Genomic DNA, 22,702 nt, shown 5'->3' on the forward strand with positions numbered 1-22,702 from the left:
ACCCAGACACCAGTGCGGTTCGATAGGAACCGAAGCCGTTCGGTCCATAGAGTGATGCCCATGATCCGCACCGCCGCCCTCGCCCATGTCCGCGACCGCAGGCTGATTCAGACGCGTCCCGAAGGCAAGGATGTCTTCTACATGGCGGGCGGCAAGATCGACCCCGGCGAGACCCCTTTACAGGCGTTACATCGCGAGATCGAGGAAGAACTCGGCGTCGGCCTTGCCGGTGTGGCCGAGTTCGGCATCTTCGAGGCCGAGGCGTTCGGGCACCGTAAGAACACCGGGCTGCACATGACCTGTTTCCGGGCCGAGCTCACCGGAGAACCCCAAGCCACCGGCGAAATCGCCGAATTCCGCTATTTCACCGTCAGCGAGTACGCCGCGATGGAGCACGTGGCGCCCGGCTCGATGATGGTGTTCCGGCGCCTGCACGAACTCGATCTCATCGACTGGTAGTCGGCCACCGCATCAATTCGATGTCGGCGGAAACGAACTCACGACCAGAGACGATCCCATAGCTGTGATGAGCACCCCGAAGTCCGTGCCCGCCCAGATGACCGTGTCCGAACGCCGCGCGGCTCTGCGCAGGCTCGTCGTGGTGTTCGGTCTGATGAACACCTTGATCGAATTGAGCGCGAGCGGCGCGCCACGATCGCTGACCGAGCACGCCACGACCGCGCGTGATCTGGTGGGCGAACTCGTCTCCGATCTGGCTCGAGCAGGCTAACCGCTCGACTTGGGCGGGTCGGCGGGTTCCTCGGCCACGGTGATCAGCCCGGGCTCGGTGCCGTCGTCGGCCTTCTGATCCGGTTCCGGATGCTCGGGCTCGAACGTTTCGGGCAGGCCCTTGAGGTGCTTGTTCATCGAGCGGACCAGCAGCACCGTGCCTGCCAGCAGGATCAGGATGACCAGCAGACCGAGCGGGGAGGCCTTGCCGAACTCGGGGCCGGTGGGTTGCTGTGCGAGGTAGACCAACATCACCGGTCAGTGTCCTCGATGCCGGCGAACAGGTCGGTCTCCGGGATAGCGGTGGACACTCTGGTCTTGGCCAATTCGAACTCCTCGGTCGGCCAGAGCCGCTGCTGCATCTCCAACGGGATCGCGAAGAACGCGCCGTTGGGATCGATCTGGGTCGCGTGGGCGCGCAGGGCGTCGTCACGCTGGGGGAAGTATTTCGAGCATTCGATCTGGGTGGTGACCCGGCCCATGATGTCGCCGCGGGCCGCCTGATACTGCTTCATCCGGTCCAGCCACTCCTGCAGCGGGAACGGTTCGCCGATGCGCTCGTACTCGTCGGCGAAGGCTTCCAGGCGCTTCATGCTGAAGCCGTGGTCGTAGTAGAGCTTGAGCGGCGTCCACGGCTCGCCCGCCTCGGGGAACTTCGTCGGATCGCCCGCGGTCTCGTACGCGGCCATCGACACCTCGTGGCAGCGGATGTGATCGGGGTGCGGGTAGCCACCGTTCTCGTCGTAGGTGGTGATCACCTGCGGCTTGAACTCACGGATCACCCGCACCAGCGCCTCGGTGGATTCCTCGAGCGGCACCAGCGCGAAGCAGCCATCGGGCAGCGGCGGCAGCGGGTCGCCCTCGGGCAGGCCGGAGTCGACGAACCCCAGCCAGTGCTGGCGCACGCCGAGCGCGTGGGCGGCCGCGGCCATCTCCTCGCGCCGGATCTCGTTGATCCGGTCGAGCACACCGGGGGTGTCCATGGCCGGGTTCAGGATGCTGCCACGCTCGCCGCCGGTCAACGTCACGACGAGCACCTCGACGCCCTCCGCGGCGTACCTGGCGGTCGTCGCGGCGCCCTTGCTCGATTCGTCGTCGGGGTGGGCGTGCACTGCCATGAGGCGAAGGCCACTCACTTCTCGTTCACCGTCGCTCTCGCTCGCGGGTGTCAGATGTCGTTACCTATAGTTCCATCCGACCCCCTGTTTGTTCCGACCACCCCCGGGAGCGCGAAACCGATGACCGAGCCCGCACCCGACTCCGACGCGACCTCGGCCGCCGCGGCAGCGCGACACGCCGATCGATACGGCACGAAACCGCCTGCGCGTCGCCTGTGGCTGCTGGTTCTGCTCGGTGTCGGCGTCGTTGCCGCGGGCTTGGTAGTGGCCTATCTCGGCTTCCAGCAGTACGGCCCGAAGGCGGTCGAGACCGAACAGCTCGGCTATGTGGTCGTCGACGACGCCACCCTGGAAGTGCGGATCAAGGTCACCCGCGACGACCCACAGCAGGCCGTGGTCTGTTTCGTGCGGGCGATGGATCGCGATCTCGTCGAGGTGGGACGGCGCGAAGTACTCGTCCCCGGCTCGGATTCGACCAGCGTGCTGGTGAGCACTACGGTCAAGTCATCGGCACGCGCTTCGGCGGGCGACATTTATGGTTGCAGCGACCAGATTCCGGGCTATCTCCGGGCCGAATAGCCCAGCCGACTAGCCTGACCTGCATATTTATGAGACATGCTAAAATGGTCTGATACACGGTTCCGGGGTTCGGAGCCGTGTTTGCTGCATTGGCGGCCAGCGGTGCTGTAGGTGGGTATCGGGTTCACCCCCAGGATCGCTTCAGCCGTCGGGCTGGTGCATGCCCTTCTTCGGGAGGTCTCGCGCCGGTTTCTCAGGGAATCCCGGTGCGCCGGGAACAACTACTAGGGAGTGATCGAGATGACCGAGAATGTGACCTGGCTTACCCAGGAGTCGCACGACAGGCTCAAGGGCGAGTTGGACTCGCTCATTGCCAATCGTCCGGTCATTGCCGCCGAGATCAACGAGCGCCGCGAAGAGGGCGACCTCAAGGAGAACGGTGGCTACCACGCCGCGCGTGAGGAGCAGGGCCAGCAGGAGGCGCGTATCCGCCAGCTGCAGGAACTGCTGAACAACGCCAAGGTCGGCGTCGCCCCCACCAAATCCGGTGTGGCACTGCCGGGTTCGGTCGTCACGGTCTACTACGACGGCGACGAAGGCGATACCGAGACCTTCCTGATCGCGACCCGTGAAGAAGGACTCGGCGCCACCGGTCTCGAGGCCTACTCGCCGAACTCGCCGCTCGGCGGCGCGCTGATCGATGCCAAGGTGGGCGAGACCCGCGAGTACACACTCCCCAACGGCAACACCATGAAGGTCACGCTGGTCAGCGCGGAGCCGTACCACAGCTGAGCGCGCTGAACCCGCACGTCCAGAACCCGAACGCAAGCGGCCGCATCCGGTTACCGGATGCGGCCGTTTCGTCATGTGCCGGCGTCCCCGCTCAGCTCAGGGCCTGCTCGATGTCAGCCAGCAGATCGCTGATGTCCTCGATGCCGACCGAGAGCCGGACCAGATCGGCCGGGACTTCCAGCGCCGAGCCCTCGGTGCTCGCGTGTGTCATCGCGCCGGGGTGCTCGATCAGCGATTCGATCCCGCCCAGCGATTCGGCCAGCGTGAAGATCTCGGTCCGCGAGCAGAACTTCAGCGCTGCTTCCCGGCCACCGACCAGGCGCACCGAGATCATGCCGCCGCTGCGACGCATCTGCTTCTGCGCGATCTCGTAGCCGGGGTGCGTGGGCAGGCCCGGGTAGATGACCTGCGAGATGGCCGGGTGGTTGGTGAGGAACTCCGCGATGACCTCGGCGTTGTCGCAGTGCTTCTCCATGCGCACGGCCAAGGTCTTGATGCCGCGCAGGGTGAGGAAGGCGTCGAACGGGCCGGGCACAGCGCCCGCGCCGTTCTGCAGGAACGCGAAGTCCTTGTCGAGCTCAGCGCTGTTGGTGATCAGCGCGCCACCGACGACGTCGGAGTGACCGCCGATGTACTTGGTGGTCGAGTGCAGGACCACGTCGGCGCCGAGCAACAGCGGCTGCTGCAGGTACGGGGTGGCGAAGGTGTTGTCGACGACCAGTTTCGCGTCGGCCTCGTGGGCGATATCGGCCAGCGCGGGGATGTCACCGATGCTCAGCAGCGGGTTGGTCGGTGTCTCGATCCACACCAGCTTGGTGTTGGGGCGGATGGCCGCGCGCACCGCGTCGAGGTCGGCGATGTGGGCGGGCGAGTGCTCGATGCCCCACTGGCTGAAGACCTTGTCGATGAGCCGGAAGGTGCCGCCGTAGGCGTCGTCGGGGATGACGATGTGATCGCCGGGGCGAAGCATGGCGCGCAGCGCGCAGTCGGTCGCGGCCATGCCGGAGGCGAAGGCGCGCCCGTAGCTGCCCGATTCGAGGGCGGCGAGGTTGGCTTCCAGCGCCGTGCGGGTGGGGTTGCCGGTGCGCGCGTACTCGTAACCACCGCGCATACCGCCGACGCCGTCCTGGGCGAAGGTCGAGCTCGCGTAGATGGGCACGTTGACCGCACCGGTCTGAGGATCGGGTTCGTATCCGGCGTGCACGGCCCTGGTGGAGAATCCCAGCTCACTCATCAGCCCAGACTAGATGGCTCGCTTCGCGTGCGATCGCTGGGGTATCGGCCTGGTCGAAGTGTCGGATTCGGGCGTGGTACTGCGGTTAAGCTCACGCCATGGTCACTGTCGAAGAGTTGTTCGCCATCGATCCGTTGCTGTCGCAGGAGGAGCGCGAAATCCGCGACACGGTGGCGCGATTCGGGGAACGCAGACTGCGGCCGCACCTTGCCGACTGGTTCGAGCAGGGCACGTTCCCGGCCCGCGAGATCGCGCCGGAACTGGGCAAGCTCGGGCTGCTCGGTATGCACCTCGACGGCTACGGCTGCGCGGGCGCGTCGGCCACCGCGTACGGACTCGCCTGCCAGGAACTCGAGGCCATCGACTCCGGGGTGCGGAGCATGGTGTCGGTGCAGGGTTCGCTGGCGATGGCGGCGATTCACTTCTTCGGGTCGGAGGAACAGAAGCAGCAGTATCTGCCCGCGATGGCGGCGGGCGAGGTGATCGGGTGCTTCGGGCTCACCGAACCCGACTTCGGGTCCAACCCCGGCGGCATGCGCACGCGCGCGCGTCGCGATGGTGACGACTGGGTGCTGAACGGGTCCAAGATGTGGATCACCAACGGGTCGGTGGCCGATATCGCGGTCGTCTGGGCCTACGCGGACGAGCCCGGCACGGACAAGCCGCGGGTGCGCGGCTTCCTTGTTCCGGCGGGCACACCGGGTTTCACCACTCGCGAGATCCACCGCAAGCTGTCGCTGCGCGCATCCATCACCGCCGCACTGGATTTCGACGACGTGCGCTTGCCCGCCGATGCGGTGCTGCCCGAATCACGCGGGCTGAGTTCGCCGCTGGCGTGTTTGAGCGAGGCACGGTTCGGCATCATCTTCGGTGCGCTCGGCGCCGCGCGCGACTGCCTGAGCGCGGCGATCGACTACGCCCGCAGCCGCGAGGTGTTCGACAAACCCCTCGCGGGCTACCAGCTCACCCAGGCCAAGTTGGCCGATATGGCACTCGAACTCGGCAAGGGACAGTTGCTCGCGCTACACCTCGGCCGGTTGAAGGATCGGCACGAGATCACCGGCGAGCAGATCAGCGTGGGCAAACTGAACAGCACCCGCGAAGCCATCAAGATCGCTCGCGAATGCCGGACCATCATGGGCGCCAACGGGATCACCCTCGACTACCCGGTGCTGCGCCACGCCAACAACCTGGAGTCGGTGCTGACCTACGAGGGCACCGCCGAGGTGCACCAGCTGGTCATCGGCAAGGCGCTCACCGACGCCAACGCGTTCCGGTAGTCAGGGAGCGGCCGGTCGCGGCGCGGGCCTGAGCATGCCGCCGGCGAAGGCCGCGGCGAGCGTCACGATCACCACCGTGAGCACGGTCAGCGCGATGGGCACGGTGATCGCTGCGGGAATGCCGAACACGGTCAGAACCGCGACGCTGCCGCAGCCCCAGATGATCGCGGCGACGAGGCGGCCGAGCAACGGCGCAAAAGGCGACCGGTGCCAGGCACCGGCGATCCTCGTCTGTGCCGAATACCCTGCGCTGACAGCGATAACCGGGCTCATGCCGAACAGTTGAACGGCCGGGTCGGTGACCTGCACTGCGGATCCCTTCGCTCACCGAGCTTGTTTGCCGAAAGTTGTCTCTGAACGGTTATACCCATTCGGAGTCCATCGGATGCCCGGTTCGCGCAACTGCAGCGGTAACGATCACCTCTCGTCGGCTATGCCCCCGCTACAGGTAGTTCCAGGTTCTCGCGGTAGGTCCCGCCCAGATAATCGGAATCGAGCAGATGTCTGCGACGCAGCTCGGGCAGCAGACCGTTCACCACGAAATCGTGGGTGCGCGCATCGGTGAGCCCGCCGAGGGAGATCACATCGAGGACGTTCGCCCGATAGCGCTCCTCGATCGCGTCGGCCAGCTGCTCGGGTGTGCCCGCCGCGGCCCAGTGACCGGTGTCCTTGGCGGCGATGACGAGTTCGCGCAGCGTCGCGCCGGTGGCGGCCAGCTTGCCGAAGATCTCGACGCGTCCGCGTCGCCGATGCACCGAATCCGGTTGCGGCAGTAGAGTTTCCGGGATCGGCTTGTCCAGCGGTAGGTCGGACAGGTCGATGTCGCCGCCCAGCATGTCGGCGAGTTGGCGGCGTCCCGCCTCGAAATCGGTGGCTTCGGCGGCCTCGCGAACCAACCGGCGGGCTTCCTCCTCCGTCGCGCCATAGGTGGCGTGAAAGGAACTGAAGATGAGCGGTAGCCCTTCTGGCCTGCCCAATTCTGTTGCGCGAGTGCGGATCTTCTTCGTGTAGGTGATCGCGTCCTCGAGCGTCGGCAGCGAGGTGAACACCACCTCCGCGAATCGTGCGCCGAGTTCGACACCACCCGCGGATTGGCCGGCCTGGAACTGCACCGGTCTGCCCTGTGGCAACGGTGGGATGTTCAGTGGACCACGCACCGAAAAGTACTGTCCGGCGTGGTCGATCGGCCGCACGAGCGCGTCGTCGAGCGTCACACCGCCGTTGCCGTCCGGTCCCAGCGCACCCGGGCGCCAGCTGTCGAACAGCGCGTTGACCACCTCGATGGATTCCGTCGCGCGCGCATACCGCTCCTCCGGACTCGGCAGATCACCGCCGCCGTAGTTCTCCTCGCCCAGCGACGAGGTCACCGCGTTCCAGGCCGCGCGGCCGTTGCTGATGTGGTCGAGTGTGCCGAAGAGCCGGGCCAGATTGTAGGGGTGATGGAACGTGGTGGAGACGGTGGCGATCAGGCCGACATCCGTGGTCACCGCACTGAGGGCGGCGAGCTGGATCAGTGGTTCCTGCGCACCGATCGCCCCCTGCGCGCCGAAGCTGAGCAGGTCCGCCGCGAAGAGCGCGCCGATCTTGTTGTCCTGCGCGATCCGCGCGACCCGCACCGCTTCGTCCAGCGTCGAGCGGGTCGGGTCGAGTGCCGCGGCGTACACGTCGCGCGATCCGCTGACCCCGGTGACGGTCTTCAATTTCCGACGTTCGCTGCCCATGGACACCAGTCCAGCAGGGCACGCTGGGAGCGACCATGGTTGCGCTCAACGGAATTCGATCGATCGCGCACGATGTTGCGCCATATTCGCTCAGCCGCACCATTGATCTTGAAACATTACGATTTCATAGGCGCCGACCGGATTGCTATCATATCGTTATGTTTGCGCCAGGTCCCGCGTTGCTCGAACTTTCGGCGCAACGACAATTACAGCAACTGACCAACGAGTTCGGAGCGCCCGCGGCAGCCATCGCCGCCGCGGTGCCCGCCCTGTCCGCTCAGTTGGATCAGCACGCTGCTGCCGTACGCGACATTCTCGACCTCGGCGTCGAGAATTCGGCACGGGTGCCACTCATCATTCTGCTCGCCGGTTATGTCCGCGGACTTCTCGATCATTTCGCCGAGCGGGCCGACGGATTCTTCGCGGGTGCGCCGGACAACTGGCACGACGCCGACTGGCTGCAGTTGCGCCTTGCCGCGGTGTGCGCGTACGCCGCCGACTAGCGAACACACCGAAGCGGCGCCCCGCCACCGGAAAGATGACGGTGCGCCGGCGCCGGTTGGTCATCTAGCTGTTTCGCCACCCCAGCCGGGTTCGCCTTCCGGGTAGCTCGCAGCGGGGGTAGCCCACGCCTGCTCGGTCGTACTCGCCCGCTGGGTCGTGCTCGGCGCCACCTGCGCGCCCTGACGCTCGGCATCCTCACGCCCGCGCTGGTAGGCCTGGGCATGCCCCTTCATCGCGGGCAGCTCCGATTCCAGATTGCCGAGCCAGTTGTTCCAGCGCTGTTCCATGGGCCTGACCAGGCCACCACCCACACCGATCACCAGGATGCCGCCGATAGTGGCGAGCACGGCGATCAGGATCGGGGTGGTCACCGCGGTCGCGACGCCGATCTGGTTCAGCGCGGCGATGATGCCGATACCCCAGATGAACACCGACGCGATCCGGCCGAGCATGGCCCCGTAGGACAGCCCGCCGAGCATGTTGGTGAGGAGGTCGCTCACCGCGTGGGCGATGGCCGCGGCGATCACCACGATCACGATCGCGATCACGGCCTTGGGCAGCCACGCCACGATGCTGGTGAGCAGCGCGCTGACCGGGTTCGGCCCGAATACCGCGAAACCGATCTGTAGCGCGATCAACAGAATCGCGTAATAGGCGATCTTGGCGATAATGTCGGAAGCGTCATATTTACTGCGGGACAGCATTTTCCGCAGGTCGCCGCGTTCGACGAGCTTGTCGAATCCGACGCGCTCCAGCACCGCGTTCACAATCTTGGCGACCACCTTCGCGATGATCCAGCCGACGAGAAGGATGGCGATGAACGCCACCGCTTTGGGGACGAACTGCGCGACCGAACTCCACGCATCGGTCAAGCCCTGCTGGAAATCTATCGCAATGACGGAGGTATCCACGGCCTGTCCTTTCGCTCTTGCCGATCAGTGCGGCTGATTGCCGAAGCACCTGTTCGTGGTATGTACCCAGGCAATCCTCATTGAATCCGATGAATAGCGACAAATTTGCTCACGCCCGGTCAACGGCACATTGACCGAAGGATGAGCACACCCGTCACCGTGGTCGGGGGGCGGCTGGCCGTGGTGGCGATCGGACCCGCACCCTTCGTGTCGAAATTCGGTTGCCCGCCGATCGGCCGCTTCCTAGAGTTGCTCGCATGTCGTGCCAATTGTTGATTCGCCTCCGCTACCACCGGGCTCTGGCCCGCTAGCGGACGCGGATAACTTCATCGGCGTCCACCGGCGCGCCCAGGGCCCTTCGAGCTTCCATCAACTCGAAGACCCGAAGGGGCAACTGCCGTGGCGCAGGACTATTCACACCGAAACTACTCACACACTCAGCGCAAGGTCACCGGTAAGAGCGGCGGTCGGACCGCCCGCGATCACACGCGAAGGACACTGTCCCAGAACTTTCTGGTGAACCAGATCGCCGTCGACTCGATCGTGTCGGCGGCCGAACCGGCGGGACTCGTCCTCGAACCCGGTGCGGGCGAAGGCATTCTCACGCGTGCCCTGGCCCGACAGGGCGCACAGGTCACCGCGTACGAGATCGATCCACTGCTCGCGGCCAAGCTCTCGGCACGAACCCGTTCCGAGCGCGGAATCCGCGTTGTCCGTGGCGATTTCACCAAGGCCAAGGCTCCCCGCGAGCCGTTCGCCGTGGTGGGCAACATCCCGTTCTCCGTGACCGCCGACATCGTCGACTGGTGCCTGACCGCACCGACCCTCACCTCGGCAACCCTGCTCACCCAACGCGAATACGCCCGCAAACGCACCGGCGACTACGGCCGCTGGAGCCTACTGACCGCGACGACCTGGCCATGGTTCGCCTGGGACCTGCGCGGTCACATCCCCCGCGACAACTTCCGCCCGATCCCCTCGGTCGACTCGGCGATCTTGCGCATCACCCGACGGCCGGAACCGCTTGTCCCACACCGCGATTCCTACACCGAGCTGGTACGAACCGCGTTCTCCGGAGTGGGCGGCACGGTTCGTGCATCCCTGCGCACCCGCTACCAGGGTGTGGACACAGCCATGACGAGCGCGGGCATCGCGCCCGACTCGGTCGTCGCCTACGTTCATCCGGAGCAGTGGGTGGCGTTGCATTCAACGCTCATCCGCTGAACCGAACGTCATCGTGAACAGATCGAGCGGCCTCCCACTCCGGTGGGAAGCCGCTCGACTACGTCTCGCCAGGTACTGGCTCAGATCGAGCCGGTGCTCAGGAAACCGAGCAGGTCATGACGGGTGATGACGCCGACAGGCTTGCCGTCTTCGACGACCATCAGGGCGTCTGAGTCCGACAGGGCCTTGGTGGCGGTGGAGAGGGGCTCGCCGGAGCCGATCAGCGGGAACGACGGGCTCATGTGCTGGGCGACGGAGTCGGTCAGGTTGGCGCGGCCTTCGAAGACGGCCGAGAGCAGGTCGCGTTCGGTGACGCTGCCCGCGACCTCGCCTGCCATGACCGGGGGTTCGGCGCCGACGACGGGCATCTGGGAGACGCCGTATTCGCGCAGGATCTCGATGGCGTCGCGCAGGGTCTCCGAGGGGTGGGTGTGCACCAGGTCGGGCAGGGCGCCGGACTTGCCGCGCAGCACGTCGCCGACCAGCGGTTCGGGGCCCGCTTCCAGGGGCGTCTGCAGGAAGCCGTAAGAGCTCATCCACTGGTCGTTGAAGATCTTCGACAGGTAGCCGCGGCCACCGTCGGGCAGTAGCACGACCACTACGGCCTCGGGGTCACGGCGGGCGACCTCGACCGCGGCGACCACGGCCATACCGCAGGAACCGCCGACCAGCAGGCCTTCCTCACGAGCCAGGCGCCGGGTCATCTCGAAGGAATCGGCGTCGGAGACCGCGATGATCTCGTCGGGGATCGACGCGTCATAGGCCGAGGGCCAGAAATCCTCGCCGACGCCCTCGACCAGGTACGGGCGGCCGGTGCCGCCGGAGTACACCGAACCCTCGGGATCGGCGCCGATGATCTTGACCGTGCCGCCGGAGACTTCCTTGAGGTAGCGGCCGGTGCCGGAGATGGTGCCGCCGGTGCCGACACCCGCGACGAAGTGGGTGATCTTGCCCTCGGTGTCGGCCCAGATCTCGGGGCCGGTGGTCTCGTAGTGGCTGTCGGGGCCGCCCGGGTTCGAGTACTGGTTGGGCTTCCATGCGCCCTCGATCTCACGGACCAGGCGATCGGAGACGTTGTAGTAGCTGTCAGGGTGCTCCGGCGGCACGGCGGTCGGGCAGACCACGACCTCGGCGCCGTAGGCACGCAAGACGTTGCGCTTGTCCTCGCTGACCTTGTCCGGGCACACGAACACGCACTTGTACCCGCGCTGCTGAGCGACCAGCGCCAGACCGACACCGGTATTGCCCGAGGTCGGCTCGACGATCGTGCCGCCCGGCTTCAGCAGTCCGTCCTGTTCGGCCGCGTCGATCATCTTGACCGCGATCCGGTCCTTGGAGCTGCCGCCCGGGTTCAGGTATTCGACCTTCGCGGCAACCAGACCCGCGTTGGGGCCGACCACCGAGTTCAGCCGAACCAGGGGGGTGTTGCCGATGAGGTCAACCACATGATCCGCGATGCGCATACCACCATCGTCGCAGAACCTCCGATTTCGCGAGTACATGGGTAACTCGTCGGGTGCGGGCCGACCCACGCCCACCCGAACTCCGGCCGGTGCCCTGGTGACACCCGGGTCCGGCCGGAGGCACGAAGAGGTAGACCAGCGTCGTAGAATTTTCGGATGTGAGCGCACCTCGAATCAGCTGGCGAACCGCTGTCGTGACCGGAGCGACGACGGTGCTCGCCGGATCGAGCGCCGGAACGGTCTCCTGGGCGACCTATCGACTGCTGATGACGCAGGCGGGTGCGGCGCGCGCGGTGATCGGCCGCGACACCTCGAAGCCGCCCGAGGCCGACGGTGTGTACGCGCCGGGGGCGATTCTTCCCGAGCCGTGGCGCAAATCGACACCCGTCGACCTGCACCTGATGATCTTCGGCGACTCCACCGCAGCCGGGCTCGGCTGTCTCGGTGCCGCCGATGTGCCGGGGGTGCGGTTGGCCCGCGGGCTGGCCGAAGCCACCGGCATGCGAATCCGGTTGAGCACCAAGGCGATCTCGGGTGCCACGTCGAAGGGCCTGGCCGGGCAGGTCGACGCGATGTTCGTCGCGGGGCCACCGCCGGATGCCGCGGTGATCCTGGTCGGCGCCAACGACATCACCAAGAAGCACTCCATTCGGGCCTCGGCGCGCAGGCTCGCGGCGGCGGTGTCGCGACTGCGTGAGGCCGACGCACTGGTGGTGGTCGGCACCTGCCCGAACCTGGGCACCGTCACCGCGATCCAGCAACCGCTGCGCACGATCGTCGCGAACTGGAGTGTGCGGTTGGCCAAGGCGCAGACGGTCGCGACCACCATCGCGGGCGGGATCGCGGTGCCGATGGGTTCGCCGCTGGTCGCGTCCGAGTTCCGGGCCTCGCCCGAAATCCTGTTCGCCACCGACGGATTCCACCCTTCCTCGGCAGGCTACGAACTGGCCGCTGCCCAGCTGCTTCCCGTGCTGATCGCGCAGGTGCGCGACCGCCCTGCTCTTCCCGTCGCGCAGCTGGAGACGTAGATTCGAGAACGACCGGCATGTAAACAGCCGTTCACGTCGAACAACGCGAAAAGGAGTCCTCATGCCCGAGGCCGTCATCGTCAGCACCGCCCGTTCCCCCATCGGCCGTGCCGTCAAGGGGTCACTGGCGGGAATGCGCCCGGACGACCTGACCGTGCAGATGGTCCAGGCCGCGCTGGCCAAGGTGCCTTCGCTCGACCCGACGCAGATCGACGACATCATCCTCGGCACCGGCTCCCCCGCCGGTGAGGGCGGCTTCGGTATGGGCCGTATCCTCGCCATCCAGCTCGGCCTCGACGTCGTCCCCGGCACGACCGTGCAGCGCTACTGTGCGTCGTCGGTGCAGACCACCCGGATGGCCTTCCACGCGATCAAGGCGGGCGAGGGTGACGTGTTCATCTCCGCCGGTGTGGAGACCGTCTCGCGCTACGCCCGTGGTTCGGCCGACAGCTCGCCCGATACCAAGAACCCGGTGTTCGCCGAGGCCGAGGCCCGCACCGCCAAGACCGCCGAGGGCGGCGCGGGCGCGTGGCACGACCCGCGTCAGGACGGCCTGCTCCCCGACGCCTACATCGCGATGGGCCAGACCGCCGAGAACGTCGCGTCGCTGACCGGCATCTCGCGCGAGGACCAGGACCGCTGGGGCGTTCGCTCGCAGAACCGGGCCGAAGAGGCCATCAAGAGCGGCTTCTTCGAGCGCGAGATCTCCCCGGTGACGCTGCCCGACGGCACCGTGGTGAGCAAGGACGACGGCCCGCGCGCCGGCGTCACCTACGAAGCCGTCAGCCAGCTCAAGCCGGTGTTCCGTCCCGACGGCACCATCACCGCCGGTAACTGCTGCGCGCTCAACGACGGCGCCGCGGCGCTGGTCATCATGAGCGACACCAAGGCCAAGGAACTGGGCCTGACCCCGCTGGCCCGCATCGTCTCCACCGGCGTCTCCGGCCTGTCGCCCGAGATCATGGGCCTGGGCCCGGTCGAGGCCGTCAAGCGCGCGCTGGCGATCGCGGGCAAGTCGATCTCCGACATCGACCTGTTCGAGATCAACGAGGCCTTCGCCGTGCAGGTGCTCGGTTCGGCGCGTGAACTGAAGATCGACGAGGACAAGCTCAACGTCTCCGGTGGTGCGATCGCGCTGGGCCACCCGTTCGGCATGACCGGTGCCCGCATCACCACCACCCTGCTGAACAACCTGCAGACCTACGACAAGCAGTTCGGCGTGGAAACCATGTGCGTCGGCGGCGGCCAGGGCATGGCTTTGGTCATCGAGCGCCTGAGCTGAGATAGACGAAAAAAGCGGCCCACCTCGATGAGGTGGGCCGCTTTTCTGTCTTCTATCAATCCCGCTGGAAGTAGCTCAGCAGGCGGAGAATCTCGATGTAGAGCCAGACCAGGGTGATGGTGAGGCCCAGCGCCACGCCCCATGCGGCCTTTTCGGGGGCCTGGGCGCGGATCAGCTGGTCGGCGGCGTCGAAGTCGAGCAGGAAGCTGAACGCGGCGATGGCGATGCAGACCAGGCTGAACACGATCGCCAGCGGGCCGCCGTCGCGAAGGCCGAAGCCGCCGTCGGTGAAGAAGCTCGCGATCAGGTTGCCGACCATCAGCACCAGCACGCCGACCATCGCACCGATGAGCATGCGGGTGAAACGCGGGGTGACGCGGATGGCGCCGGTCTTGTAGACGACGAGCATGCCGAAGAACACGCCGAAGGTGCCGAGCACCGCCTGGCCGATCAGGGCGCTACCGCCGACACCGCCGAAGGTGACGTCGGTGAACATCAGCGACAGCGCGCCGAGGAACAGGCCCTCGAAGGCCGCGTAGGCCAGCACGATGGCCGGGTTGTCCATCTTGCGACCGAAGGTCGCGATCAGGACCAGCACCAGGCCGATGATGCCGCCGCCGATGACGAACAGCGGCGCCAGCGACGGGTTGGCCGTCGACAGCGCGTAGGAGGCGATCGCCGAGACGGTGAGCACCGCGAGGGTGATGCCCGTCTTGGTGACCACGTCGTCGATGGTCATCGCGCGGGTGGCGGGGGGCTGCTGGAACTGCTGGCCGTACTGCTGCCCGTATTCGCCGTACTGCTGGTTACCGAGCTGGCCCGCGCCGGCTACGCCCGAACCGAAGTTCGCGTAACCGCCGACACCCTCCTGGCGGGGAAGGTTCTTGAACACCGGATTCGATGAGGTACGCACCGTGCGCCTTTCTTGGAGTTACGAGTAGCTGTGAAGCTCCAACTGCCCTGTTCAACGCGCCACGATCGGACAAAGTTCCCGGCGATCCGGCCTGTGACCACACCACCGCCCGTTCGGACAAATCGGACTCTACCGCTTTCGGGTCGCCCTATCGTTGTACGTCGCGCAGACCACGAACGGACCGCGTGACCGTGAACTTCTGGTTCCGGCCGATCACATCGGTACGTCCGACCATCCGCTCCACCACTCCGCGATAGTTCAGGTGCGAGTTGTACACCGTCCACAACTCGCCACCGGGCCGCAGCACCCGCCCGGTCTCGACGAACATCTTGATCGCCGAACCGGTGTGCACGGCCGCGCCCACGTGGAACGGCGGATTGCACAGCACCAGGTCGGCGCTGTTGTCGGCGGCCGAGGACATGGCGTCGTCGCGCACCACCGTCACCCGGTCGGCGACACCGTTGGCTTCGGCGGTGGCCCTGGCCGAGGCGACGGCGGCGGCGGACTGGTCGGTGCCGACCACCCGGATGTGCGGGCGCGATTTGGCCAGCGCGACCGCGAGAATGCCGGTGCCACAACCGAGATCGACGGCATCGCGCGCGTCGGGCTTCATCCGGTCCATGTGTTCGAGCAGGAAGCGGGTGCCGATGTCGAGACGCGATCCCGAGAACGCCGCACCGAACGCGACGACATCGCCGTCGATCTCGATGACGTGTTCGCGCACCGGGAACCGGGATTCGCCCACCGGCAGCGGCTCGCTGACCATGAGCACCCGCGACTTCTGCCTGCCACGGCCCGCACGGACCTGCGCGAAGGATTCGGCGAGCACCGCGTTCATGGCCGGGGTGAGGTATTTGTCGCGACCACCCGCGAACACCACCACATCGTCGGCGGCACAGCGGGCGATGGCCTCGGCGATCTCGGATACGCCTGACAGCATCCGTGGCAATCGCATCAGGACCACCCGCGCGCCGGCGAGCAGGTCGGCGTCGAGTGCGTGGGTGGTGTAGCGATCGGTGAACCCGAGGGTCTTGGCGTTGGCCGCGAGCGCCGATTCGCCGGTGATCAGGTCCTGGTGCACGCGCAGGCCGGTGAGTCCGTGCTCGGCTGCGACGCCGAGCGTGAGCGCGCCGTAAGCGTCGCCGATCACCGCAACCTCGCCGCTACCCGCGGTCGCGAGGACGTCCGCGGCCGTGTCCAGGATCAGTCGGTCGGCGGCGTCGACGGCATAGAGGTTCGGTGCCTCCACATCCGGATACCGGCGTAGTCGGTCGAATACGTCCTCAACACTGTCCACCCGGCAAGTGTGCTAGATCGTTGCCCCACCGTCACATCCGGGCCCGGTATCGACCGGTGCGCAGGCTCACAAGGGGTGTCGTCGGATGTATTTCGATGAGCAATAACAGGTTCCATTGATTTGCGACGTCCTTGCAGATCACCTCGAACGCGCGTAACTCACGAATTCCGTTGTTCCCCAATGCTTCGGCCGCCATCTGCGCCGACCCGCGCCGCGGCCGCTCGCCGCGGGCGGCGCTAACCGCCGATCTGGTACGCGTTCACCGAAAATCCCGGCTGCGACCTGCGCGCATCGACAAGAACAGCTCTCACTTCCGAGTCCTCAGCAAACTTTCGGTAGCCGAACACGCCCCGGGTTCATTCGCCCACCGGGCCACCGTCCCTGCGTACCATCAGCCACATGCGCAACGCTCTCGTCTTCGTGCTGATCGCCGCAGCCGCGGTGTCGGCGTCCGCCTGCGAATCCGACGACGCGCCTGCCGCGGCGCCGACAACGACGGCGACGAGCACCACCAGCACGTTCGCCGATGCCACCGGCGAGGTGCCCACCGATGCGAGTCCGAAGTCCGGCGCGGCCTCCTCGGGTGCGGCGCTGACCGTCACCGATATTCGGATCGGCCGTCAGCCCGGCTTCGACCGTGTGGTCTTCGAACTCGGCGGCACGGGATCTCCCGGTTGGCAGGTGGCCTACACCGATCGCGCGGTACAGGACGGCAGCGGCAAGACCGTCGACGTGGCGGGGCGCGCGATTCTCGAGGTGCGCATCCTCGGCTCCGCGTACCCGTTCGACTCGACGGTCCCCCCGTTCGACGGGCCGGATCCGGTGACCGATCCGGGCGCGCCCGCCATCACCGGGGTATACAAGAAGCTGGTCTACGAGGGCGTCACCCAGTCGTTCATCGGCATCGACGCCGATCAGCCGCCGTTCGCCGTCACCGCGCTGGCCGATCCCCCGCGCCTGGTCGTCGACATCGCCACCCAGTAATTCCTACCCCTACCGGGTATCACGATGACGATCGCTAGACTGGTCGCCGTGATGGACCAGCATCCGCCCGCGCGCGCACCCGGCATCGCCAGGGCGCTCGCCGTGCTGATGCTGCTGGCCGGAATCGTCGCGATGCACTCGGCGGTATTCGGCACCACCCACGCGAGCGCCCACCCGTCGACTCCGGAAGCACCGGCCGTCGCGACGACACTGACCGAGCACCCGGATCAGCGGCTGTCCGCGCCCCCGACCGACGACCACGCCGCGACCGACCACTCCGGGCAGGATCTCGCCGCAACACCACCCGGCTCGACACTCCATGTCGCCGCTGCTGCGGACCCACACACCGGCTGCGGCTCGGCGGGCTGTGATGAGCACACCGCCGTGCACGGCTGTGTTTTCGTCCTGGTCGCACTCACCATCGCACTGTCCCTGGTCCTGCTCTACCGCCTCGCGGACACCGCCGAAGCGGCCCGGCGCACACCCCGAATCTGGCGCGGCGGACGAACCCGCCCACCACCATGGACCGTCCTCACCCTTTCCCAACTGGCGATTCTGCGGATCTGACCGGCGCGGCACCGCTCGTGCCTCGCCAGTTTCGACACCTCACCCGAATCCCCAGGAGGATCACCATGTCCATCAGCCGTACCCACGTTCTCCTCGCCGCCACCGCCACCGTCTTGTTCGCGGCGGGTTGCGGCGACGACAGCACGACCACCACCCACGCCACCGAGCACACCACCACCACCGCGACCAGCGCGGCCGCGAGCACCGACTTCAACGATGCCGACATCAGCTTCCTGCAGATGATGTACCCGCATCACGCGCAGGCCGTCGAGATGGCGAAGATGGTGCCGAGCCGCACCGAGAACCAGCAGCTCATCGCGCTGGCCGCGCAGGTGGAGAAGGCCCAGGCGCCGGAGATGGCGCAGATCACCGACCTGCTCACCGGCTTCAGCGAGCCGGCGCCGAGCGCCGGGGGCCACGGCGGGCACGACATGCCCGGCATGATGACCGACGCGCAGATGAGCAGTCTGCAAGCCGCTACCGGAGCCGATTTCGACAAGCAGTGGCTGGAGATGATGATCGACCATCACGAAGATGCTGTCGGGATGGCCCAGACCGAGCTGAACAGCGGCGTCAATCCGGCATCCCGAGAGCTTGCGACGAAGATCGTGGCTGATCAGGAGGCCGAGATCACCACCATGCGCGGCATGCTCGGACAGAACTGATCGGGTGCGGCGCCGGGTCGACACCCCGGCGCCGCGTCTCGTTTCGTCATCGAAATCGCCCCTGCGACCTGACGTCACCCGGAATCAGCCAGTACGGTCGATATGTTCGGCTCCGGCCCAACCGGTGCCTGCAATCTCGAGGCAGGAGAGAGACATGCGAGTACTGGAACGGCTGGGGCTGGGGACCGCGCTGGCGGCCACCGCGACCGGCGTCATCTTCATCGGCGCCTGCTCCACACAGGTGCCGGGTACCGCCGAGGTCAACCAGGGCGAGCTCGCCTCGTACACCTCCGAGGTGGCGGCCTCGTCGGCGGCGGCCTCGTCGTCGCGGGCAGCGAAGATCGAGGCGGCAAACGACACGGCGTGCGATGGCCTTCGCTCGGCCAACAAGACCTCGGTCACCTCGTTCAACGCCTACATCGCGGCCTCCAACGATCAGGCACCCGACGCCGATGCCAAGGCCACGGACGCGGTCACCACCCTGCGCAACAGCGCCAAGGACCTCGACCGCAGGATCACCGGCGATGTGATCCCCGATCTGGCCGTGCCGCTGCGCGACTACATCGACAAGACCAATGGGCTCGCCGACACCCTCGAGCGCCGGGTGCCCACCGACGAACTCAACGGTGTGATCGACACGTTCAACACGTCCAAGGACATCGCGATCGCGGTGTGCACGCCGTACGGCAGCTGAGGCGCCCGTAACAAGAACGTGACCGTTCACGATTCCCTCCCGACACCATCTGGAGGGCTCCGTGCACTATCCGAAATACGTTGTGGCAGCGACGATTACCGCGCTGACCCTAGTTTTGGGGGCTTGGCATTCCGGCCCGGCGTACGCCGACCCCGGCACCGCGAAGCAGTGCGAGGTGACCACCGGCCGCACCCCGCAGACCGCGACACCGGACGAGGCCGCACTCGACCCCGCCGTGCTGGCCACCGCGATGGCGCGCGCCGCCGACGTGACCCGGTTCAACATCCAGCTTTACCGCAACAACTGCCTGATCGCGACCGGCCCGCGCAATGCCGAATCCGGCGGGGTGGCATGGAATCTGTGGAGCGGGACCAAGAGCGTCGTCGCGCTCGTCGCCGGGGCGGCCGTCGACGAGGGCCTGCTCCAGATCGACGAGCCGATCGGCCGCTATCTGCCACCCGGTCTCGGCGACGCGGCGCACCGTGCGATCACTGTGCGCAATCTGCTCACGGAGTCCTCCGGCATGGAGGTCGCCGTTGCCGCCGAGGGCGTGACGGGGCTGGCACAACTCGATCCCAATGTCGTCGCGCAGGCACTCGCGATGCCGATCGAGCGTCCGCAGGGCACGATGTTCCGCTACAGCCAGCGTGCGGTCGATCTGCTGGTCTATGTAGTCGGGCAGGCAGTTGGCGAGGACTTCCAGGCCTTCGCCCAGCGAAAGCTGTTCGACCCGTTGGGCATTGCCAACACCGACTACTACTGGGCTCGTGATCGCGCCGGAAACACTTATGGCCATGCGCATTTGATCCTGCCGCCGGACGACTTCGCGAAACTCGGTCTGCTCGTTGGCAATCGAGGCCGCTGGAACACCCAGCAGGTGATCTCCGAGGACTACATGCGCGCCGCCGTCTCGCCGTCGGCGAGCATGCCCTGCTACGGCTTCCTGTTCGTGCTCAACGGCGCGCCGTGTCGCCTCGAGTTCCCCGGACTACCCGAAGACGCGGTGAAGATGTCGGGAATGCTGCGCAACGACAGCTTCATCGTGCCCAGTCTCGGCCTGGTGCTGAACTGGACCGGTGTCGCGACGGTTGGCGCCTCGACCACCTACACCCACGATGTGCTGCGCACGCTCGTCTCCGCGTTCCGCGACCAGCAGATCCCCGACCCCGGGCCGTATCAGGAGCCTCCCGACGTGAGCGTGACCGACCCGATGATCGCCCGGCCCGACGCCTTTTTCGGCACTGTCGGCGTCGGCCCCTACGCCTACCCCGGCTGCAACTTCCTCGACTGCCTCGGCGAGACCCCGAAGGCCCCGTTCGCGGATTCGCCGCCGGGATGCGTCATCCTGGGGTGTATCGGCACCGACCCACGCACGCCGGGCATCCGCTGAGGCGGGCCGAGATCTCTGGGCTCCCCGGCGCCGGTCGCGTACTCTCGAATCAACCGGATAGGACCAGTAGGGACCGGTCGGCCTACCAGAAAAGGAGCCACTGGCGATGCCCGCACCGCTGCGCGACAGCGCAGTGCCCAAACACGAACAGCTACGCGCGATTCTGCTGCAGAAGTGCACGCGCGAGCTACAGCCGGGCGATCTGCTGACCAGCGAGCGAAACCTGATGCAGGACTACGGCGTCAGCCGGATCACCGTGCGCGAGGCGGTGGGCCAACTGGTCAACGAAGGATATCTGGTCCGGGTACGCGGTAAGGGCACCTTCGTCGCGCACCGGCCCGTGCAATCGCGGCTGCACCTGGCTTCGTTCACCGAGGAGATGCGCGCGCTCGGTCATCATCCGACCACCCTGGTGCTCGTCGCCGAGGAAGCGATCCCGCCCGGGGCGACCGCCCGCGCGCTGCGCCTGCCCCAGGGCGCGCTCGCCTATCACGTGCGCCGGTTGCGGCTGGCCGACGAGGATCCGATCAGCGTCGACGACGCCTGGTTCAATCCTGAGCTGGTCCCCGACCTGATCTCGCACGACCTCACCGGTTCGATCTACCGGACCACCGCCGATCGCTACGGCAGGCCGATCGAACGAGCCGTGCAGACGGTCGACGCCCAGGCCGCCGAGGCAGGCATCGCGGCGCTGCTCGGGGTCAAGAAGGGCGGTCCCGTGCTGCATTTCGACCGCGTGTCGTTCAGCGCGGAGGTGCCGATCGAGCACACCGAGAGCTGGTACCGCGCCGACCGTTATCGCGTGCAGATGGAAGTGGGTCAGCGACCGCAGGCTTAGCGGGACCACACCGATCCGGTGTGAAATCAGTGTGTTTCAGTTACCGTCTGGGGGCTATCACAGCGAAGCGCTCGGAGGTATCACCCATGTCCATCCGTCAATCCACCGCCGCCAGGACAGGCCTGCTGGCCGTCATCGCGGCGGCAACCCTGCTCGGCACCGCAGGCACCGCGAACGCGGTCGGCGGCGCCGATTGGGACCTGTTCCCCTCAGGTTCGGTCGAGCTCGGCCCGCCGACCGGCAGTTCGGCGGGCTCGGTCGACGCGGGCAGCGGCACCGGCTCGTTCGACGCCGACCTCGGCTCCAGCGCCCCGCGTCCGCCCTCGTCGGGCTCGGCCGTGCTGCCGATCTTCGCCCGCTGATTCACCCCTGAGCCGCCGTTGAGCCGCCGCGGCGGCTCAGGGCCCAACCTTTGCGGCACAGCCTGTTTCAGGTCGAGAAAAGCGGGCATTCGGAGAGTGTGGGTGCCCACCGGTATTCCACTGTCCCGACACCGAACAAGGTGAGCTCTGATGATTCTTCTCGGCGCAGTTCTTCTCATAGCCGGACTCGTTTTCGGCATCCCGCTCCTCAACACGGTGGGAGTCATCCTCCTGGTGGTCGGCGTCGTGCTGGCATTGATCGGCAGCACCGGACGCGCGGTCGGTGGCCGTCGGCACTACTACTGAGCATGCGTAGAATCCGTAGAACCAGAGGAAATGTCATGACTGGCAGTAGTTCTCGCATCATTTCGATCGTCGTGCTCGTCTGGTTGCTGATCGGTGTTCTGGCCGCGGGCCAGCGTGGGTATTACACCGAACGCGATCAGAACTGTGCGACGCTCGGCACCATCGCGGTGACGATAATCGCGGGCCCATTGAACTATGTGGGCGCTAACCCGAAGGTCGACAACTGCGATCTGCCCCAACCGAGCTGATCGATCCCGCCGTGGCCGAATTCTTCGGCCACGGCGGTCGGTCCTGCTTAAGCGGCCAGTGCTTGCCACTGTCCGCCTTTCGGCGTGAAATCCTTCGTGTCATTCATTTTGTGAACGCGCACGAATCAGATCGGCCAGCCGATCCAGTGATTCCTGATTACGTGCTGCGAACAGCAGATCCTGCGCCACCCCGGGGATCAATTGCGCGGGGCCGCGGGCAGCGCGTTCGACCATCCGGATCGTGGTGTGCCCCGGTTGCTCCTCGACGAGCGTGAGCGTGATCCACGCCGAGCCGACCGACCACAGCCGAGCCTCCAACTCCAGTCGGCGCGGCGGGTCGACAGCGCGCACCTCGGTGGTATCGCCGATCAGTACCGGCCACAGCCCGAATCGGTAGTGGATGCGGCTGCCGACGGCAGGCCAGTCGGGATCGACCTTGCCGATGTGCGAGGCGCCGACCACCCAGCTCGCGTACAGCCAGCCGTCGGCCAGGCTCGCGAACGCTCGTTCGGGCCGCACCGGCACGGTCACCTCGGCTGTCAGCACGTCTGATTTCCTCGTCCGTCGCGGGAATCCTCTTCACCCCAGCGTAATTCGAATCGGCGAGCTCCGCCGGACGTGTTCGCGCGTGCC

General features: G+C 66.7%; 28 protein-coding genes. 18 read left to right on the top strand and 10 right to left on the bottom strand.

Features of this window, described 5'->3' with window-relative positions:
* The first annotated feature begins 54 nt into the window (after nucleotides 1–54).
* Both ACLJPD_RS05330 and ACLJPD_RS05335 read left to right on the top strand, forming a co-directional pair.
* Nucleotides 55–459 carry an NUDIX hydrolase gene (locus ACLJPD_RS05330; RefSeq protein WP_410871935.1) on the top strand — a complete coding sequence of 135 codons (405 nt, stop codon included), beginning with the start codon at nucleotides 55–57 and terminating at the stop codon, nucleotides 457–459.
* A gap of 67 nt (nucleotides 460–526) precedes the next feature.
* Nucleotides 527–730, top strand: coding sequence for a hypothetical protein (locus tag ACLJPD_RS05335; protein ID WP_410870595.1), 204 nt, complete (start codon nucleotides 527–529; stop codon nucleotides 728–730).
* Here the strand turns inward: ACLJPD_RS05335 and ACLJPD_RS05340 are convergent.
* Nucleotides 727–981, bottom strand: a complete 255-nt coding sequence (locus ACLJPD_RS05340) for a hypothetical protein (protein ID WP_410870596.1) — start codon at nucleotides 979–981, stop codon at nucleotides 727–729. The genes ACLJPD_RS05335 and ACLJPD_RS05340 overlap by 4 nt on opposite strands.
* Nucleotides 981–1,847: a mycothiol conjugate amidase Mca gene (gene mca, locus ACLJPD_RS05345; RefSeq protein WP_410870597.1), complete on the bottom strand. Its 867-nt coding sequence runs from the start codon at nucleotides 1,845–1,847 to the stop codon at nucleotides 981–983. Before mca ends, ACLJPD_RS05340 begins: the two co-directional genes overlap by 1 nt.
* Before the next feature lie 120 nt (nucleotides 1,848–1,967).
* Between mca and ACLJPD_RS05350 the strand changes: the two genes are divergently transcribed.
* Entirely contained in the window at nucleotides 1,968–2,426 is a 459-nt protein-coding gene (locus tag ACLJPD_RS05350) for a DUF4307 domain-containing protein (RefSeq protein WP_410870598.1), read from the top strand.
* A 240-nt stretch (nucleotides 2,427–2,666) separates the two neighbouring features.
* Nucleotides 2,667–3,158, top strand: coding sequence for a transcription elongation factor GreA (gene greA, locus ACLJPD_RS05355; RefSeq protein WP_056813695.1), 492 nt, complete (start codon nucleotides 2,667–2,669; stop codon nucleotides 3,156–3,158).
* Between the two features lie 91 nt (nucleotides 3,159–3,249).
* Here greA and ACLJPD_RS05360 read toward each other — a convergent pair whose 3' ends face one another.
* The gene (locus ACLJPD_RS05360) at nucleotides 3,250–4,392 is read right to left on the bottom strand and encodes a cystathionine gamma-synthase (protein WP_410870599.1); all 1,143 of its coding nucleotides are present in this window, start codon (nucleotides 4,390–4,392) and stop codon (nucleotides 3,250–3,252) included.
* Between the two features lie 98 nt (nucleotides 4,393–4,490).
* Between ACLJPD_RS05360 and ACLJPD_RS05365 the strand changes: the two genes are divergently transcribed.
* Nucleotides 4,491–5,672 (top strand): acyl-CoA dehydrogenase family protein, encoded by a 1,182-nt coding sequence (locus ACLJPD_RS05365; RefSeq protein ID WP_410870600.1) that lies wholly within the window; start codon nucleotides 4,491–4,493, stop codon nucleotides 5,670–5,672.
* Here ACLJPD_RS05365 and ACLJPD_RS05370 read toward each other — a convergent pair whose 3' ends face one another.
* Together ACLJPD_RS05370 and ACLJPD_RS05375 are read right to left on the bottom strand one after the other, a co-directional pair.
* Complete coding sequence (locus tag ACLJPD_RS05370) at nucleotides 5,673–5,981, bottom strand: hypothetical protein (protein ID WP_410870601.1); 309 nt, start codon at nucleotides 5,979–5,981, stop codon at nucleotides 5,673–5,675.
* A gap of 122 nt (nucleotides 5,982–6,103) precedes the next feature.
* On the bottom strand, nucleotides 6,104–7,393 hold the full coding sequence (locus tag ACLJPD_RS05375) for an NtaA/DmoA family FMN-dependent monooxygenase (protein WP_410870602.1): 1,290 nt from the start codon (nucleotides 7,391–7,393) through the stop codon (nucleotides 6,104–6,106).
* 158 nt (nucleotides 7,394–7,551) lie between these two features.
* Here ACLJPD_RS05375 and ACLJPD_RS05380 point away from each other — a divergent pair, with 158 nt between their 5' ends.
* A complete protein-coding gene (locus ACLJPD_RS05380) occupies nucleotides 7,552–7,896 on the top strand; it encodes a DUF6401 family natural product biosynthesis protein (protein WP_410870603.1) in 345 nt (114 codons plus the stop codon).
* A gap of 60 nt (nucleotides 7,897–7,956) precedes the next feature.
* Here the strand turns inward: ACLJPD_RS05380 and ACLJPD_RS05385 are convergent, their stop codons facing one another.
* Nucleotides 7,957–8,808 carry a mechanosensitive ion channel family protein gene (locus ACLJPD_RS05385; RefSeq protein WP_410870604.1) on the bottom strand — a complete coding sequence of 284 codons (852 nt, stop codon included), beginning with the start codon at nucleotides 8,806–8,808 and terminating at the stop codon, nucleotides 7,957–7,959.
* A 399-nt stretch (nucleotides 8,809–9,207) separates the two neighbouring features.
* Here ACLJPD_RS05385 and erm point away from each other — a divergent pair, with 399 nt between their 5' ends.
* The gene (gene erm, locus ACLJPD_RS05390; RefSeq protein WP_410870605.1) at nucleotides 9,208–10,032 is read left to right on the top strand and encodes an ErmE/ErmH/ErmO/ErmR family 23S rRNA (adenine(2058)-N(6))-methyltransferase; all 825 of its coding nucleotides are present in this window, start codon (nucleotides 9,208–9,210) and stop codon (nucleotides 10,030–10,032) included.
* Nucleotides 10,033–10,112: 80 nt separating this feature from the next.
* On the opposite strand, the gene ACLJPD_RS05395 is transcribed toward erm, so the two are convergent.
* Nucleotides 10,113–11,495: a cystathionine beta-synthase gene (locus tag ACLJPD_RS05395; RefSeq protein ID WP_410870606.1), complete on the bottom strand. Its 1,383-nt coding sequence runs from the start codon at nucleotides 11,493–11,495 to the stop codon at nucleotides 10,113–10,115.
* 158 nt (nucleotides 11,496–11,653) lie between these two features.
* Here ACLJPD_RS05395 and ACLJPD_RS05400 point away from each other — a divergent pair, with 158 nt between their 5' ends.
* Together ACLJPD_RS05400 and ACLJPD_RS05405 are read left to right on the top strand one after the other, a co-directional pair.
* Complete coding sequence (locus ACLJPD_RS05400) at nucleotides 11,654–12,523, top strand: SGNH/GDSL hydrolase family protein (protein ID WP_410870607.1); 870 nt, start codon at nucleotides 11,654–11,656, stop codon at nucleotides 12,521–12,523.
* A gap of 61 nt (nucleotides 12,524–12,584) precedes the next feature.
* Nucleotides 12,585–13,805, top strand: a complete 1,221-nt coding sequence (locus tag ACLJPD_RS05405) for an acetyl-CoA C-acetyltransferase (protein WP_410870608.1) — start codon at nucleotides 12,585–12,587, stop codon at nucleotides 13,803–13,805.
* A 55-nt stretch (nucleotides 13,806–13,860) separates the two neighbouring features.
* On the opposite strand, the gene ACLJPD_RS05410 is transcribed toward ACLJPD_RS05405, so the two are convergent.
* Together ACLJPD_RS05410 and ACLJPD_RS05415 are read right to left on the bottom strand one after the other, a co-directional pair.
* Nucleotides 13,861–14,718, bottom strand: coding sequence for a Bax inhibitor-1/YccA family protein (locus ACLJPD_RS05410; RefSeq protein ID WP_410870609.1), 858 nt, complete (start codon nucleotides 14,716–14,718; stop codon nucleotides 13,861–13,863).
* Nucleotides 14,719–14,866: 148 nt separating this feature from the next.
* Nucleotides 14,867–16,015, bottom strand: coding sequence for a class I SAM-dependent methyltransferase (locus ACLJPD_RS05415; protein WP_410870610.1), 1,149 nt, complete (start codon nucleotides 16,013–16,015; stop codon nucleotides 14,867–14,869).
* Nucleotides 16,016–16,414: 399 nt separating this feature from the next.
* Here ACLJPD_RS05415 and ACLJPD_RS05420 point away from each other — a divergent pair, with 399 nt between their 5' ends.
* The 9 genes from ACLJPD_RS05420 to ACLJPD_RS05460 all read left to right on the top strand — a co-directional run bounded on the left by ACLJPD_RS05420 (nucleotide 16,415) and on the right by ACLJPD_RS05460 (nucleotide 22,069).
* Nucleotides 16,415–16,999 (top strand): hypothetical protein, encoded by a 585-nt coding sequence (locus tag ACLJPD_RS05420; RefSeq protein WP_410870611.1) that lies wholly within the window; start codon nucleotides 16,415–16,417, stop codon nucleotides 16,997–16,999.
* A gap of 24 nt (nucleotides 17,000–17,023) precedes the next feature.
* The gene (locus tag ACLJPD_RS05425) at nucleotides 17,024–17,566 is read left to right on the top strand and encodes a DUF6153 family protein (protein WP_410870612.1); all 543 of its coding nucleotides are present in this window, start codon (nucleotides 17,024–17,026) and stop codon (nucleotides 17,564–17,566) included.
* 65 nt (nucleotides 17,567–17,631) lie between these two features.
* Nucleotides 17,632–18,231 (top strand): DUF305 domain-containing protein, encoded by a 600-nt coding sequence (locus ACLJPD_RS05430; RefSeq protein ID WP_410870613.1) that lies wholly within the window; start codon nucleotides 17,632–17,634, stop codon nucleotides 18,229–18,231.
* Nucleotides 18,232–18,385: 154 nt separating this feature from the next.
* A complete protein-coding gene (locus ACLJPD_RS05435; protein ID WP_410870614.1) occupies nucleotides 18,386–18,925 on the top strand; it encodes a hypothetical protein in 540 nt (179 codons plus the stop codon).
* A gap of 61 nt (nucleotides 18,926–18,986) precedes the next feature.
* Nucleotides 18,987–20,315 (top strand): serine hydrolase domain-containing protein, encoded by a 1,329-nt coding sequence (locus tag ACLJPD_RS05440; protein WP_410870615.1) that lies wholly within the window; start codon nucleotides 18,987–18,989, stop codon nucleotides 20,313–20,315.
* 106 nt (nucleotides 20,316–20,421) lie between these two features.
* Complete coding sequence (locus ACLJPD_RS05445) at nucleotides 20,422–21,153, top strand: GntR family transcriptional regulator (protein WP_410870616.1); 732 nt, start codon at nucleotides 20,422–20,424, stop codon at nucleotides 21,151–21,153.
* An 86-nt stretch (nucleotides 21,154–21,239) separates the two neighbouring features.
* Nucleotides 21,240–21,515 carry a hypothetical protein gene (locus ACLJPD_RS05450; protein WP_410870617.1) on the top strand — a complete coding sequence of 92 codons (276 nt, stop codon included), beginning with the start codon at nucleotides 21,240–21,242 and terminating at the stop codon, nucleotides 21,513–21,515.
* 150 nt (nucleotides 21,516–21,665) lie between these two features.
* A complete protein-coding gene (locus tag ACLJPD_RS05455; RefSeq protein WP_410870618.1) occupies nucleotides 21,666–21,821 on the top strand; it encodes a DUF6131 family protein in 156 nt (51 codons plus the stop codon).
* 35 nt (nucleotides 21,822–21,856) lie between these two features.
* A complete protein-coding gene (locus ACLJPD_RS05460) occupies nucleotides 21,857–22,069 on the top strand; it encodes a hypothetical protein (RefSeq protein WP_410870619.1) in 213 nt (70 codons plus the stop codon).
* A gap of 99 nt (nucleotides 22,070–22,168) precedes the next feature.
* On the opposite strand, the gene ACLJPD_RS05465 is transcribed toward ACLJPD_RS05460, so the two are convergent.
* Nucleotides 22,169–22,615, bottom strand: a complete 447-nt coding sequence (locus ACLJPD_RS05465; RefSeq protein WP_410870620.1) for an SRPBCC family protein — start codon at nucleotides 22,613–22,615, stop codon at nucleotides 22,169–22,171.
* Between the last annotated feature and the right edge of the window lie 87 nt (nucleotides 22,616–22,702).

Source organism: Nocardia sp. A7, from assembly GCF_046549215.1.
Classification (GTDB): domain Bacteria; phylum Actinomycetota; class Actinomycetes; order Mycobacteriales; family Mycobacteriaceae; genus Nocardia.

Excerpts from the sequence above, each read along its gene's own strand:
- ACLJPD_RS05330 (WP_410871935.1), top strand. The coding sequence starts at position 55 with ATGCCCATGATCCGCACCGCCGCCCTCGCCCATGTCCGCGACCGCAGG.
- ACLJPD_RS05335 (WP_410870595.1), top strand. The coding sequence starts at position 527 with ATGAGCACCCCGAAGTCCGTGCCCGCCCAGATGACCGTGTCCGAACGC.
- ACLJPD_RS05340 (WP_410870596.1), bottom strand. The coding sequence starts at position 981 with ATGTTGGTCTACCTCGCACAGCAACCCACCGGCCCCGAGTTCGGCAAG.
- mca (WP_410870597.1), bottom strand. The coding sequence starts at position 1,847 with ATGGCAGTGCACGCCCACCCCGACGACGAATCGAGCAAGGGCGCCGCG.
- ACLJPD_RS05350 (WP_410870598.1), top strand. The coding sequence starts at position 1,968 with ATGACCGAGCCCGCACCCGACTCCGACGCGACCTCGGCCGCCGCGGCA.
- greA (WP_056813695.1), top strand. The coding sequence starts at position 2,667 with ATGACCGAGAATGTGACCTGGCTTACCCAGGAGTCGCACGACAGGCTC.
- ACLJPD_RS05360 (WP_410870599.1), bottom strand. The coding sequence starts at position 4,392 with ATGAGTGAGCTGGGATTCTCCACCAGGGCCGTGCACGCCGGATACGAA.
- ACLJPD_RS05365 (WP_410870600.1), top strand. The coding sequence starts at position 4,491 with ATGGTCACTGTCGAAGAGTTGTTCGCCATCGATCCGTTGCTGTCGCAG.
- ACLJPD_RS05375 (WP_410870602.1), bottom strand. The coding sequence starts at position 7,393 with ATGGGCAGCGAACGTCGGAAATTGAAGACCGTCACCGGGGTCAGCGGA.
- ACLJPD_RS05380 (WP_410870603.1), top strand. The coding sequence starts at position 7,552 with ATGTTTGCGCCAGGTCCCGCGTTGCTCGAACTTTCGGCGCAACGACAA.
- ACLJPD_RS05395 (WP_410870606.1), bottom strand. The coding sequence starts at position 11,495 with ATGCGCATCGCGGATCATGTGGTTGACCTCATCGGCAACACCCCCCTG.
- ACLJPD_RS05405 (WP_410870608.1), top strand. The coding sequence starts at position 12,585 with ATGCCCGAGGCCGTCATCGTCAGCACCGCCCGTTCCCCCATCGGCCGT.
- ACLJPD_RS05420 (WP_410870611.1), top strand. The coding sequence starts at position 16,415 with ATGCGCAACGCTCTCGTCTTCGTGCTGATCGCCGCAGCCGCGGTGTCG.
- ACLJPD_RS05425 (WP_410870612.1), top strand. The coding sequence starts at position 17,024 with ATGACGATCGCTAGACTGGTCGCCGTGATGGACCAGCATCCGCCCGCG.
- ACLJPD_RS05430 (WP_410870613.1), top strand. The coding sequence starts at position 17,632 with ATGTCCATCAGCCGTACCCACGTTCTCCTCGCCGCCACCGCCACCGTC.
- ACLJPD_RS05435 (WP_410870614.1), top strand. The coding sequence starts at position 18,386 with ATGCGAGTACTGGAACGGCTGGGGCTGGGGACCGCGCTGGCGGCCACC.
- ACLJPD_RS05445 (WP_410870616.1), top strand. The coding sequence starts at position 20,422 with ATGCCCGCACCGCTGCGCGACAGCGCAGTGCCCAAACACGAACAGCTA.
- ACLJPD_RS05450 (WP_410870617.1), top strand. The coding sequence starts at position 21,240 with ATGTCCATCCGTCAATCCACCGCCGCCAGGACAGGCCTGCTGGCCGTC.
- ACLJPD_RS05455 (WP_410870618.1), top strand. The coding sequence starts at position 21,666 with ATGATTCTTCTCGGCGCAGTTCTTCTCATAGCCGGACTCGTTTTCGGC.
- ACLJPD_RS05460 (WP_410870619.1), top strand. The coding sequence starts at position 21,857 with ATGACTGGCAGTAGTTCTCGCATCATTTCGATCGTCGTGCTCGTCTGG.